The sequence below is a fragment of the Lentzea rhizosphaerae genome (genome assembly GCF_042649515.1).
GTDB lineage: Bacteria > Actinomycetota > Actinomycetes > Mycobacteriales > Pseudonocardiaceae > Lentzea > Lentzea aerocolonigenes.
This window is the reverse complement of record NZ_JBHRZI010000011.1, coordinates 1,084,719-1,096,690: the sequence shown is the minus strand read 5'-3', so window position 1 is coordinate 1,096,690 and position 11,972 is coordinate 1,084,719. Positions and strand designations below refer to the sequence as shown.

General features: G+C 69.2%; 12 protein-coding genes. 8 read left to right on the top strand and 4 right to left on the bottom strand.

The features are described from left to right. The first annotated feature begins 8 nt into the window (after window positions 1-8). The 3 genes from ACFOWZ_RS12945 to ACFOWZ_RS12935 all read left to right on the top strand — a co-directional run bounded on the left by ACFOWZ_RS12945 (window position 9) and on the right by ACFOWZ_RS12935 (window position 3,750). Window positions 9-1,247 carry a PPE domain-containing protein gene (locus tag ACFOWZ_RS12945; RefSeq protein WP_382372114.1) on the top strand — a complete coding sequence of 413 codons (1,239 nt, stop codon included), beginning with the start codon at window positions 9-11 and terminating at the stop codon, window positions 1,245-1,247. Continuing rightward, window positions 1,244-2,050 carry an ESX secretion-associated protein EspG gene (locus ACFOWZ_RS12940; protein ID WP_382372113.1) on the top strand — a complete coding sequence of 269 codons (807 nt, stop codon included), beginning with the start codon at window positions 1,244-1,246 and terminating at the stop codon, window positions 2,048-2,050. The genes ACFOWZ_RS12945 and ACFOWZ_RS12940 overlap by 4 nt, the downstream gene beginning before the upstream one ends. Before the next feature lie 119 nt (window positions 2,051-2,169). Next, window positions 2,170-3,750, top strand: coding sequence for a glycosyl hydrolase family 28-related protein (locus ACFOWZ_RS12935; RefSeq protein WP_382372112.1), 1,581 nt, complete (start codon window positions 2,170-2,172; stop codon window positions 3,748-3,750). Here the strand turns inward: ACFOWZ_RS12935 and ACFOWZ_RS12930 are convergent. Then, a complete protein-coding gene (locus ACFOWZ_RS12930; protein WP_382372111.1) occupies window positions 3,745-5,946 on the bottom strand; it encodes an FtsK/SpoIIIE domain-containing protein in 2,202 nt (733 codons plus the stop codon). The two genes, ACFOWZ_RS12935 and ACFOWZ_RS12930, sit on opposite strands and share 6 nt — an antisense overlap. Then, entirely contained in the window at window positions 5,943-7,469 is a 1,527-nt protein-coding gene (locus ACFOWZ_RS12925) for an FtsK/SpoIIIE domain-containing protein (RefSeq protein ID WP_382372110.1), read from the bottom strand. The genes ACFOWZ_RS12930 and ACFOWZ_RS12925 overlap by 4 nt, the downstream gene beginning before the upstream one ends. Window positions 7,470-7,558: 89 nt before the next feature. Here ACFOWZ_RS12925 and ACFOWZ_RS12920 point away from each other — a divergent pair, with 89 nt between their 5' ends. Then, a complete protein-coding gene (locus ACFOWZ_RS12920; RefSeq protein WP_030471663.1) occupies window positions 7,559-7,906 on the top strand; it encodes a sterol carrier family protein in 348 nt (115 codons plus the stop codon). Here ACFOWZ_RS12920 and ACFOWZ_RS12915 read toward each other — a convergent pair. Continuing rightward, entirely contained in the window at window positions 7,903-9,873 is a 1,971-nt protein-coding gene (locus ACFOWZ_RS12915) for an alpha/beta hydrolase (protein WP_382372109.1), read from the bottom strand. The two genes, ACFOWZ_RS12920 and ACFOWZ_RS12915, sit on opposite strands and share 4 nt — an antisense overlap. Next, window positions 9,870-10,193, bottom strand: coding sequence for a hypothetical protein (locus ACFOWZ_RS12910; protein WP_382372108.1), 324 nt, complete (start codon window positions 10,191-10,193; stop codon window positions 9,870-9,872). Before ACFOWZ_RS12910 ends, ACFOWZ_RS12915 begins: the two co-directional genes overlap by 4 nt. Window positions 10,194-10,288: 95 nt before the next feature. Here ACFOWZ_RS12910 and ACFOWZ_RS12905 point away from each other — a divergent pair, with 95 nt between their 5' ends. From ACFOWZ_RS12905 to ACFOWZ_RS12890, 4 genes are read left to right on the top strand one after another with little or no spacing between them, the layout of a single operon-like run. After that, window positions 10,289-11,035 carry a maleylpyruvate isomerase N-terminal domain-containing protein gene (locus tag ACFOWZ_RS12905; protein WP_382372107.1) on the top strand — a complete coding sequence of 249 codons (747 nt, stop codon included), beginning with the start codon at window positions 10,289-10,291 and terminating at the stop codon, window positions 11,033-11,035. Next, on the top strand, window positions 11,035-11,355 hold the full coding sequence (locus ACFOWZ_RS12900; protein ID WP_382372106.1) for a hypothetical protein: 321 nt from the start codon (window positions 11,035-11,037) through the stop codon (window positions 11,353-11,355). The genes ACFOWZ_RS12905 and ACFOWZ_RS12900 overlap by 1 nt, the downstream gene beginning before the upstream one ends. Further along, window positions 11,355-11,624: a hypothetical protein gene (locus ACFOWZ_RS12895; RefSeq protein WP_382372105.1), complete on the top strand. Its 270-nt coding sequence runs from the start codon at window positions 11,355-11,357 to the stop codon at window positions 11,622-11,624. Before ACFOWZ_RS12900 ends, ACFOWZ_RS12895 begins: the two co-directional genes overlap by 1 nt. Next, the gene (locus tag ACFOWZ_RS12890; protein ID WP_382372104.1) at window positions 11,624-11,965 is read left to right on the top strand and encodes a hypothetical protein; all 342 of its coding nucleotides are present in this window, start codon (window positions 11,624-11,626) and stop codon (window positions 11,963-11,965) included. Before ACFOWZ_RS12895 ends, ACFOWZ_RS12890 begins: the two co-directional genes overlap by 1 nt. Window positions 11,966-11,972 lie beyond the last annotated feature (7 nt).

The window sequence follows — 11,972 nt, the reverse complement described above, 5'->3', positions numbered from 1 at the left end:
CCTGACCGATGACTGACCACCGCTTCCAGGGGTACGGACACCCCGAGCTGTACAAGATGATCAACTCAGGCCCCGGTGTCTCCGCCTCCATCCCGGTGGAGCAGGGCTGGAAGAAGATCAAGGAAACGCTCGCCCAGATCGACGACGACCTGCACACCGCGCTGGCCAAGATGGGCGCGGGCTGGGAGTCCGACGCCGCGGACGCCGCGAATGCCGCGTTGTCGCCGCTGGCGCAGTGGGCCGGGTACGCCGAGCAGGGCTCGGGCACGATGGAGAGCTCCGCGCGCCTGCAGGGCGAGTTCATCGCCGACGCGCGCAAGAAGATGCCCGAGGTCGTCCCCGTCACGACGGAGAAGCCGGGCATTCTGGACATGACCGTCGGCGCGCTGACCGGTCCGGTCGGCATGGCGCACGTCGTGGGCCAGCAGATCGACCACGAACGGCAGGAAGCCGCCGCGGACAACGCCGCCGCCCAGGCCGTCAAGGTCATGGAGGACTACCAGTCGGACAGCCGCTGGAACTCCTCGACGCTCGGTGACTTCCCGCAGCCGCCGCAGGTCGTGATCGACACGCCGCCTCCCGGCGACACCGGCACCGGCAGCACGAGGGCCGGCTACACGTCGACCGGCGTGTACTCGCCGTCCGGCAACACCGGCACGACGAACCCGTCGTGGACCCAGCCCCCGTCGACGCCGCCGCCCGTCTCGCAGGCGTGGACGCCGCCCGGCAACGACGGCACCACGCACACGTCGTGGACCCAGCCTCCGTCGACGCCGCCGCCGGTGCACACGCCGACGCCGCCCCCGCCGACCAACCTGCCGCACCCGACGCCCACGCCGACGCCTGGCGGACCGGTGTTCACCAGGCCGAACACGGGCGTGCCCGGTGGTGGCCGCGGTGGTCAGCTCGGTGGCGTCAAGGGTGGTCAGCTCGGTGGTGGCAAGGCGTTCGGCCCGATGTCGGGCTCGCTCGGCTCGTCCGGCCAGGGCACCTCGATGAAGCCCGGCGGCATGCCCGGCACGGGCGCCGGCCCCGAGGGCATGCGCGGCGGTGCCATGGGCGCCGGTGCGGGTGCCGCCGGCAAGGGCGGTGCCGCGGGCGCCGGCGCTGGTGGCGCGCACGGTCAGAAGGGTGAAGGCGAGGACGACATCGAGCACAAGGCGGCCGACTACCTGGTCGAGACCGACGACGTGTTCGGTGACGAGCGCCTGGTCGCGCCGCCGGTCATCGGCGGCTTCTCGGAGTGAGCCTGTTCGGCGGTCCGGCGGAGAGGGAGCCGATCACTCTCTCCGCCGAGGAGTTCGACGTGGTGTGGGAACGCATGAACGTCGGCCCCATGCCGCTCGTTCTCAAGGTTCCCTCACCCGGTAAGACGCGGGACGAGCGAATCATGCTCGAGAACCGCGTCTACCAGCAGTTGGACCACCGCCGCCTGGGCAACTCGCGCGGGCTTTCGTCCGAACTGGACGGACTGCTGCGCATGTTCGTCAAGCCGGAGCGGGAGGCGGACGGCCGCCTCTGGCTCGGTCACAGCCTGCGCGTGCTCGCCGTCGCGAACGGCGACTGGGGCGCGCTGGCGACGTTGCGGGACGACCAGCTGACGTTCCAGCCGTGGGCGGGCTCCGGGCTCGCCTCGGCCGTGCTGTCCGTCCTGCCCGCGCATCCGGCGGGAACCGGTCTCTCGGTGACGCTGCCCAGCGCCGACATCGAGAAGGCGATCGCGCAGACCGACGGTTCGCCGAAGTCGATGGAGGCCGCGTTCCGGGGCATCGGCCTGCGCGAGGACGACGCGAAGGCGCTGGTGAAGATGTTCACCGGGCTCGTGCACACCGGGAACTTCGGTGCCGCCGCGCGCGACAAGTACGGCAAGCGCTGCCGTCCCGAGCGCGTGGTCGCGTTCTTCGACACCGAGGACGGCCGCTACCTGCAGCAACGCCGTTCGTCGAACGGGCAGCCGCCGTGGAGCACGTTCACCCCGACCGACGCCCGCCGCATGATGCACCAGGTGGACGAACTGATCTCCGAAGCGGTTCGTTCCGCGAGCGGCTGATGTCTGGTTTGATCTGACCACCGCCGCCGTGGCCAAGACCCCTTGGAGACGGCGAAATGAACATCGACAGACGGCGATTCCTGCTGGCTACAGGGGTTGCGCTGGTCGGGACGTCAGCGATGACGGGGACTGCCTCGGCAGCGTCCTCCGCCTCGCTGTGGCAGGAGTTCGTGGCGAACCCCTACAACCACCCGCAGATTCCGAACGTCGCGTACGCCGGCTACCGGACCGGTGAGCGTCCCGGTCGCCGGCCCGTTCTGGCGAACGTGCTGTTCTTCGGTGCGCGCAGGGACGGCTCGGCCGGCGCGTCCGCCGCGATCAACAAGGCCGTCGAGTTCGTCGGCAAGCTCGGTGGTGGCACCGTCTTCGTGCCGCCGGGCCGCTACCGGATCGACGACATCATCCGCATCGGCTACGACAACGTGGTGCTGCGCGGTGCGGGCAGTGCGAAGACGACCTTCTACGCGACCCGGTCGCTGGAGGAGATCGTCGGCATCAACCGCAGCCGGTACGGCTCGGAGAACTCGGCGTGGAGCTGGTCCGGCGGGCTGGTGTGGGTGTGCCACCGCGACCGCTACCGGCCGTTGGTCGACGCGATCAAGGCGCACAAGTGGCCGTTCGAGGGCTGGACCGGGAACGAGCTGGAGGCCGGTGAGACGCTCACGGCCGTTTCCGGTGCTGCGGCACGGGGTTCGTTCGTCGTGACCGTCGAGAACGGACGGAGCCTGCGAGCCGGTCAGCGCGTGCTGCTGCGGCTGGACGACGACAAGTACTCGCTGCCGAAACACATGTGCGGTGACGTTCCCGGTACGGCGACGTACAGGTGGGACGACAAGGACAAGCTCCTGTCGTACTTCCCGTTCCTGTGGCCGGTGCGCGTGGAGTGGGTGCGCGGCAACAGGGTGAAGCTCGCGCAGCCGTTGCCGCTGGAGATCCGCCCGGAGTGGAAGCCGCGCCTGACCACGATGGCGCCGGTCGTCACCGGTGCGGGTGTCGAGGGCATCAAGATCGAGATGTTCAAGGTGCCGACCCCGAAGCACCTGCAGGACAAGGGGTACAACGGTCTGGCGTTCCAGTGCGCGTGGGACTGCTGGGCCGACGACGTGCACGTCCAGGACGTCGACAACGGCTTCCTGCTGGTGTCTTCCAAGGGGATCTCGCTGCTGAACACCCGTGTCTCCGGCCGCGGGCACCACCACGCGTACGCCACGCGCGAGCAGTCCCACGACAACCTCACCGACGGCTTCGTGATCGAGGCGCCGTCCGAGCCGTCCCAGGCGGGTGCGGGCAACCACGGCCTGAACGTCGAAGGCCTGTCGTGCGGCAACGTCTGGACGCGCGGCCGCATGGACCACGACGTCTTCGACACCCACCGCGGACTGCCGTTCGCCAACGTCCGCACCGAGATCACCATCAACAACGTCGGTGCGCACGGCGGTAGCGCGAACGCGGGTCCGTTGTACGGAGCCCGTTTCGCGCACTGGAACGTCACGGTGGTGAACCAGCGCGCCGGCAACGTCCGCATCGACCAGGTGGCACCGTGCAGCGCCACGGTCGCGATCTCCGAGGTCCGCGACTTCGGTCAGATCGACAAACCGGACTTCACCGGAGAGCTGAACTCCCGGCTGGAGCTGTACGGCACCACGGACGTGACTCCGCGGAACCTCTACGACGCCCAACGGAAGTTGCGGCGTTCATGAGGTGGCGATCCGCACCTGCTGCTTGAGGTGCACGCAGAGGCCCGTGCCCGGTCGGTCGGGGAGGTTCGCCTGCCGGCGTTCGTCCACGATCGACCAGGACGGGTCCGCGAGCTTGAGCTCGACGCCCCACGCGAGGTCGTCCCTGACGAACTGCGGCACCTCGGCCCACGACGACGCGGTGACGACCACGTGCTGCGCGTCCGGGCGGCCTGCCAGCGGGCCGTCCTGGAGGTGGAAACCGTTGGTGGAGCCGAAGGTTCTGGTGATCGACTCGGTCAGCGTCCGCATCGCCGTGGTGCGGCCGGAGCCCGGTTTGCCGACGATCGCACCGTGCCCGCCTCGCGAGAAGTCGGCCCAGAACACGTCGACGCGGTGCTCGAACGGGACGTCCCGCATGCCGACGGGCATCGCGCGTTCGTGTGTGCCGAGCTGGTCGAGCGTGAGCGCGGACCACTCGTGCAACGGCGGTGGCAGGAGCTGGTCGTGCAGCGGTTCGACCTTCTGCATCGCGCGCGGTAGTGACCGGACGACCTCGTCGAGACCTGCTGGGAGCGTGAACGTTTCCGCGGACTTGCTGATGCGCCGCGACCACCCTTCGTCGGTGAGCTCGAAGCGGTACCCGATGTAGCTCTTCAGCTCGTCGACCTGGGTCGAGTCCGACAACAGGAGGTGCTGGCCGTAGCTGCGTCCCAGCCGTCCGAAGGTCATCAGCACCTTGAGGAACTCCGGATGCTCCTCAACCAGCCCTCGCACGCCGTCGACGCAGACGAGGACTTCGGGCAACGGGTCGAGCGGCGCGCCGTTGTAGCGCGCTCTGCGGTAGTCCCAGGTCGTTTTGTGGTGGCCGGAGGTGAGCATCCGGGCTCGCCGTTCCTGCTCGCCCTGCAACGCTTCGAGGACCCGGTCGGCGATCACCGGACGCATGCCGCGGTAGTACCCGTAGACGTGTGGTGCGTTGTCGATCCCGGCGAACACCCCCGTGCCGTGGAAGTCGATGAGGATCAGCTGGAGGTCGTCCGGTGAGTGCCACAGCGTCTGGCTGAGCAGCATCGCGCGGAGGAGCTCCGGGCGGCGGTCGGCAGGTGCGATCACCTCGCCGTGCGGTCCCATCCCGTCCTGCAGGCTGCCGGTCTTGATGTCGATCTCGATCGGCTGCGCGTGCTCGTCGGTGCCCAGAGCGACGCGGTACTGCTCGCGGATCGGGCGCATCCGCCAGGAGCGCTGCCGGTTGAATTCGCCGGAAACCCCGTGCAGCGCGAAGAAGCCGGGCACGGGTTCGGCCTTGTGCATCAGTGGTGGCAGCGACCTGGCCACGTCGTCGAGGTCCGCGGGCACGGTGCACTCGGGCACCCGGTGCGGTGCGAGTTCGTGCGGGCGGTCGAGCAGCAGCTGCATGCCGGACTTGCCGACGTCCGGGGCGATGGTCGCCAAGGTGGCGGCGAGGCCTGGGATCTCGTCCAGGCCGGTGACGCAGATCAGGAGCTGCGGGAGCACCTGGTCGAAGCCGCGGTGGTGGAAGATCGTCCAGGTGTTGCCGACCAGTTCGAGGCGGCGTTCCGACTCGGCCAGCAGCCACTCGGTGATCTGCCCGGGATTGCTTGCCGCGCCTCGATGATGCGCGTGCACGTGTGGTGCCGCGTCGAGCCCGGCGAACGTGTCCGAGTCGTGCGCGTCGATGAACACCGCCTGGAACAGCTTCGGCGAGTGCGTGGTCATCAGGCCGAGCAGCAGGCTGCGGAACGTTTCCCGTGTGGTGGTGTGAAGATGACGTCCTGTGCGGTACTGCCCGTCCGGGAGGTGCGTGAGCTCGACGACGGCGCCGGCACCGATCGGAACCTGGTCCCACACGCCCTTCCAGGCTTCGGCCTTGGTGAAGGTGCTCAGGCCGTGCATCGCCAGGAAGTCCAGTCGTACCAACGGTCGCAGCCGCTCCGGCACGTCGTCCGGTGTGCCGGCGGTGATGACGACCTCGACGCCGCGTGCCGTGGCGGCGATCCACCTGACCGACTCGGCGAGGCCGGGATCGCTTGCCGCGCACAGCTTCCAGTCGTCGATGAGCAGCGTCGCGCCGGGTTCCGCGCCGCGTTCGAACCACGCCAGCAGGTTCTGGCAGCGACGCTGGTCGTCGGGTTCGAACGAGCGGTTGACCGGGGTAGGAGGCGTGCCTCGGCCGATGCGGTAGATCTGCTGGTTCACGGGAGAGCGATCTGGACGGCGGCCTTGTCGCGCACGGACAACCCGATGCCCGGCAGGATGGGCACGTGCGCGGCGCTGCGGGGGTTGATCAGCGACGTGTTCGGGTCGTCCAGGCGCAGCTCGATGCCGAACGCCAGGCTGTCCCTGATGAACGGCGGCACCTGGTCCCACGTGCGGGCGGTGACGACGATGTGCCGTTGCGGGTCAAGAGGTTCGCCGGGCCCGTCGAGCAGCTGGTAGGCGCTCAGGTCGCCGAGGACCGTGGCGAGCGTGCGCAGCGTCGTGGACTTGCCGGTGCCGGGCGCGCCGACGATGGCGCCGTGCCGCAGTTCCGTCGTGAAGGCCGGGACGAGGACGTCCCTGCGGTGCTCGTAGGGCTTGTCGACCACGCCGAGCGCGCCCGGCGGCAGCATGTCGAGCGTCAGCGGCTTTCCGTCGTGGCCGAGCGGCGGAAGCATGATCTCGTGGGCGGTTCCGGCGCCGGGCGCGTGCGGCAGCAGCTCCAGCATCTCGACCAGGTCGTAGGTCGGGACGGCGAGCGGCCATTCCGGTAGCTCGTAAGGGGTTTCCGGTACGCCGCCGGAGTACAGGACGTGCAGGCCCAGCGTCCGTCCGGCGCGCATCATCATCACCACGTGCTCGTGGAACAACGGTTCCCGTTCGAACAAGGCCGCTGCGCCGTCGACGCAGATCAGCAGGTCGGCGATCGGGTCGAGCGGAGCACCGTTGCGCACGGCCTCGCGGTAGTCGGCGAGGTTCCTGAAGTTGCCGGCCTTGTGCAGGATCTCCTGGCGCCGGCCGAGTTCGCCCGCCAGCGCGTCCAGCAACCGCAGTACCGTCGCGTCGTCCGCGGCGGGCGTCAACGTGTACGCGACCTGCGACGCGAAGCTCAGCGGTTCGAAGATCCCGCTGCCGGTGCCGTCGACGAAGAGGAACTGCAGGTGCTCGGCCGAGTGCGTGGCCATCAGCCCGAGCAGCGCGCTCAGCAGCTGGTCCGCGCTTCCGCGGTGCACGGCGCCACCGATCTCGAGCTGGAGGTGCACCGGCCAGCCGCGGTCGTCGACCCCGGCGGCCGCCCTGAAGTCGTCGCGCTGCCACATGTCGCTGAGATCGGCCTGGATCCCGTGCAGCGCGAGGAAGTCCGTCGGCTCGCCGTGCAGGTGCCGCCGCAACCGTTCGGGCAGATCCGCCCACTTCCGCGCCGTGACGACGACCTGCACGCCCCGCGCGGGCCCGAACGCCGCGACCCACTCGACGGTCCTGACCAGCTCGGGGTCCTGCTCGAAGCACAACGCCCAGTCGTCCACCAGCAGCACGGCCCCGGACGGCGCACCTCGCTCGAACCAGTCGAGCAGACTCCGGCACCCTGGCTGGTCAGCGGGGTCGAACGTCGCCGAGACGGGCAACGGGTCCGCACCCCGCCCGATCCGGTAGACGGCCATGTCCGGTGCGGCCGCGAGTGCCGCCGTCAACCGCTCCCTGGTCGCCTGCCCCGGACCGACGACGGCGAAGTTCCTGATCACGCGCCCACATATACCAACAGCCGGGAGAGCACCGCTGCACCTTCGCTAATGTGGGCGACGTGCCAGCCAAAGCCGTCGACCCAGCCGAGATGCGAGCCGCCGTGCAGGCCGTGCTCCCGTGGCTGCGAGGCGAAGCTGACCAGCCAGAACGCCCAGTGCTGGCCGCCGCGGTCCGCCTGAGCCTGCGCACCCTGGAAACCCTCGCCCCCGGCCGCAGCGTCGAGGTCCGCGTCCCTCCGTTCGCCGCGGTGCAGTGCGTCGAGGGCCCGCGCCACACCCGAGGCACACCCCCGAACGTGGTGGAGACCGACCCGCGCACATGGCTGGAACTGGCGACCGGCGACCTGGCGTGGACCGACGCCCTGGACGGTGCTCGGGTCACCGCGTCCGGGACCCGAGCCGACCTCTCCCACCTGCTGCCGGTGGTGCGTTTCTAGAACCAGGAGCCGATCTTCTTCACCGCGCCGCCGACACCCTCGACGGCGTCCCGGCCCAGCTCACCGACGTTGCCCAGCGTGTCGACGACGACGTCGGCGGCATCGCTCGCCACCTCGCCCGCGGTGCCCACCGCGTGGCGACCGGCGTCTCCCCAGTTGCCCTGGGAGATGTCGTCGACGACCTGGCCGCCACCGCGCCAGACGTCCTCGCCCATGTCGACGACCTCCTTGCCGGTGTTGACACCCCAGTCGATGACCGGGCCCACACCGGGCAGGTCGGAACCCGGCACCTCGACCGGCGTGGGCGAGTCCTGCCACCGCTGCTCGGTGACGTCACCGCCGTGCCCGGTCGCGATCTTGGCCAGGTTGCCCAACGACTCGGAACCCTTGTCGTAGTAGGCGGAGTGCGCGTGCCCGACCCAGGACTCGCCGGAGGTGCCGAACTGCTTCGCGCCGAACGAGGCGTCGTACGGCCCGGTCGACGACCCGTCCTTGGTGAACCAGTCGCCACTCGTGCCCTGGATGACCGGATCGTGCTCGGTGCCACCGACGTACACGTGCCCAGCGCCCGGCCCCAGCTGGTTCACGTTGGACGCACCGACACCGGGAGAGCCGACGAACGCGATGTCGTCGGCCTTCAGACCGTTGTCCATCGCCGAGTAGCCGACGACCGTGCTGCCGTAGCTGTGCCCGATGACGGTGACGTGCGCGTTGGGGTTGGCGACGCGGTAACCCTCGACGTCCTTCGCGAGGATCTGGCCACCCTCGATCGCCTGCGCCGGGTCGTTGACCTGGCCGAGCGCCGCGGCCGGAGCGTCGTACCCGAGCCACTGGATCGCCGCACCGTCCGGCCCCATGGCCTGACTGAGGTTCGCGGCCTGCGACTGGCTGAAGCTGCCGATGTTGGAGGTCGTGCCCGGAACACAGACAGCGAGGTTCTTCGCGGTGTCCGGGTTGCCGTACGCGATCGCCATGGCGCCTTCCTTGGCGCCGGGACCATCAGGACTCCAGTACAGGACGTACGGCTTCTTGCCGCTCTCGTCGCCCAGCCTGCTGGCCTCAGCCACGGCACCCTGCGCCTGAACTGCGTTGTTGTGACGGCGGGTGGCCTCGTCGTACTGCGACATCAGCTGCGAGCCCTGCGGGTCGTTGCGCAGTGCCCGCTGGCCTTCCGGCGAGTTCGGGTCCACGCCCAGTTCGCGCGCGCGGTCGGCGAGCTCCTGCCGCAACTGCTTCTGCTGCTGCTCGAACCGGCCGGCGTCCTCGTCGATGCGTCGGCGGTTGGCCTTGTCCAGCACATCGGCCGGCAGGCCGCGCAGCTGGCCGAGCTCCTGGTACTTGGTGGCTTGCAGCGCGTCCTGTTGCTCCTTGCTGAGCGACTTCCACCAGTCCGCGACCACCTTGGGGTCGCTTCCCGGAGGCGGCACCGGTGGCAATGCCCCACCAGCGCCCGCACGCTGCGCCGCGCGGTCCCAGCCGCCGTCCGTGCGTGCGGACTCCTCGAAGCCCGGCGGGATCTTGGTGAGTGCACCCGCGTAGGAGCGCAGGACGTTGTCGTAGCCCGACTTCACCTTGTTCAGGGAGTCGTTGACCTGGTTGGCGAGGGCGCGGGTCTGTTCCTCGTCCATGCCCGGCGGACGGCTGCGCCACACGTTGATCGCCTGATCCGCGGCCGTGCGCATCTGGCCGTACGCGCGCGATGCGGCTTGGACGATGTCGACGCCGGCACCGAGTCGTTCAACGGAGGCCTTGGCCGCGTTCACGGACAGTTCCGCGCGTGCGGTGAACTTCGTGGCGGCGTTTCCGACCCAGGTGCTCGCCGCGCTCTTGCCGCCCTTGGCGACGGACTCGCCCGCACGACCGACAGCGCTGATCGCACCCGTGATGGGGTCGGCGGCGGCGGCGATTCGACCGGCGTCACCGGACGCGAGCTTGCCGTACAGGTTCTCCGGATCCGTGTAGCTCATTTGCCGTCCCCGAGTCCCTGCATGAGCTTCGTGAGCATCGACGTGTGGTCGTCCTCGGTGCGCTGATAGGTGTCGGCGTTGGACTTGAGGCCCTCTGCGGCGTCGCTGATCCAGGCGGAACCGCGCTGGAGGTCCTGGGAGTGCGTACCGACGAACTTCGACAGCGCGTCCGCGAACTCCGCGGCCGCGTCGACCTCGCCGAGCGCTCCGGCATCGAGTTTGAGCATCGAGATCATCTCCGCCGCCTCACGCACCGCTTCGGAGCCGTTGCCGAACTCCTTGGACGCGGTGTGCAGCAGGTCGGGCTCAACGCCGAACATCGCCACCCCCTGGTTGGTCTTTGATCCATGCGACGCAGAAGCATCATGGCCGGTTCCCCACTCATGCGTGGACCGTTTCGGGCACGATGTCGCTCATGGTGCAGACAGGGTGGACGGCCCAGCGGTGGACCGCTGTGTTCATCGAGCAGGCTGAGATGTTCCGCAAGGCAGTGGCAGACGCGGATCCCGCCGCAGCGGTGCCGACGCGTCCCGGATGGACCGTTCAGGACCTCGTCGTGCACGTCGCGCGCTTCCTCGAGACCTCCACCGCCTACCTGCGCACAGGCAGCCGCAACCCGATGCAGCCGCCGGCCCCGCAGACCGGTCTTTCGCCGCTCGAGTACCTCGACCTCCAGCTCACTGCTGCCGCAGAGATCCTCACCGCCGTGCCCGGCAACCGCCCCGTGTGGACGTTCTCGCCGTCAGCGCCGGACCTCGCCTGGGTGTGGCACCGCCGGATCGCCCACGAGACGACGCTGCGCCGGTTCGACGCGCAGACGGTCGTCCGGCAGCTCGTCGCCACGGACGCCGACCTCTGCGCCGACGGTGTGGACGAGGTGCTCACCACGATCGTCGCGGCCAAGCTCGACGGCGACGTGCCCAGCACGGTGTCCGGCACCGCCGTGGTGCGGCCCACCGACGTGCCGGAGTCGTGGTTGATCTCCCTGGTCGCGGGTGAGGTCCCCGAGGTTCGTGCCGCCGCTCCTGGAGAGGACGGCGACGCGCAGGTTATCGGTGAGGCCGAGCTCGTCTACTTCTGGCTCTGGAACCGGATGAACCTCAAGGAGATGACCGGCGACCGGCGCGTGCTGGACGTCCTCCAGGTCGGACGGGGGCACTGATGCGCAAGCTCGCCGCGGCACTGCTCGGCTGCCTGCTGCTCACGGGATGTGCAGCGAGCTGGCAGGGAGAAGTTCGCTACAAGATCCTCTCGGTGGACAACAGCACTCCGACCGAGATGTTCAAGCTCGAGCTGGTGGGTGACGCCCCGAGGGGTTCTCTGGGATCGGACTCGCTGAGCCCCCGGTTCCTCCAACCCAGCAAGGTCAGCGGGGGTGCCGTCGTCGGCGACGAGATCGTCTGCTCGACGAGGCAGGAGAAGGGGAGCGCGATCGGGGACTCGAACGTCCAGACCTACCTGGACGAGTGCAAGAAGGCTTGATGCGCAAGATCGTTGTGGTGCTCGTGGGCTGTCTCGTGCTGAGCGGCTGTGGTGCGGCCGAGTGGCACGAGAAGGTCCGGTTCAAGGTCGACAAGATCTACGAGGTCGCGCCGAAGTACGACCGCAAGTACGCGAAGCTGCGGCTCGAGCTGGTCGGCGAGGCGCCGGACGACGCCCTGGAGCCGGACACGGTGAGCCCGCAGGTCGTGGACCGCTTCCAGATCACCAGTGTGATCAAGACCGACCTGTCGTGGTGTGAGAAGGCTTGATGCGCAAGATCGTTCTTGTTCTGGTGGGCTGTCTCGCGCTCGTCGGCTGTTCCGGCACCTGGGAGGCGGAGATCCGCCTGAAGGTGACCAAGATCGACGAAGACGACGCTGTGCCCTCCTACCTCCCGCCCCGCGTGCGGGTCTGGCTGGACCCGGTCGGCGAGTTGCCGGAGAGCGCGTACGACCGTCAGAACTTCACCGGCACGGCCGTGGAGCCCGCCGAGATCGACGGTGACGTGAAGGTCGGCGACGAGGTGACCTGCCTCGCAAAACAACGTTCGATCGGCATCCTTCAGACCAACTCGATCCAGACCGAGCTGTTTCAGTGCCGGAAGGCATGAGTTTGGT

Bases quoted from the DNA above. Each gene is read 5' to 3' on its own strand.
- ACFOWZ_RS12915 (WP_382372109.1), bottom strand. From the start codon at position 9,873: ATGAGCTACACGGATCCGGAGAACCTGTACGGCAAGCTCGCGTCCGGT.
- ACFOWZ_RS12895 (WP_382372105.1), top strand. From the start codon at position 11,355: ATGCGCAAGATCGTTGTGGTGCTCGTGGGCTGTCTCGTGCTGAGCGGC.
- ACFOWZ_RS12910 (WP_382372108.1), bottom strand. From the start codon at position 10,193: ATGTTCGGCGTTGAGCCCGACCTGCTGCACACCGCGTCCAAGGAGTTC.
- ACFOWZ_RS12920 (WP_030471663.1), top strand. From the start codon at position 7,559: ATGCGAGCCGCCGTGCAGGCCGTGCTCCCGTGGCTGCGAGGCGAAGCT.
- ACFOWZ_RS12905 (WP_382372107.1), top strand. From the start codon at position 10,289: ATGGTGCAGACAGGGTGGACGGCCCAGCGGTGGACCGCTGTGTTCATC.
- ACFOWZ_RS12935 (WP_382372112.1), top strand. From the start codon at position 2,170: ATGACGGGGACTGCCTCGGCAGCGTCCTCCGCCTCGCTGTGGCAGGAG.
- ACFOWZ_RS12890 (WP_382372104.1), top strand. From the start codon at position 11,624: ATGCGCAAGATCGTTCTTGTTCTGGTGGGCTGTCTCGCGCTCGTCGGC.
- ACFOWZ_RS12945 (WP_382372114.1), top strand. From the start codon at position 9: ATGACTGACCACCGCTTCCAGGGGTACGGACACCCCGAGCTGTACAAG.
- ACFOWZ_RS12900 (WP_382372106.1), top strand. From the start codon at position 11,035: ATGCGCAAGCTCGCCGCGGCACTGCTCGGCTGCCTGCTGCTCACGGGA.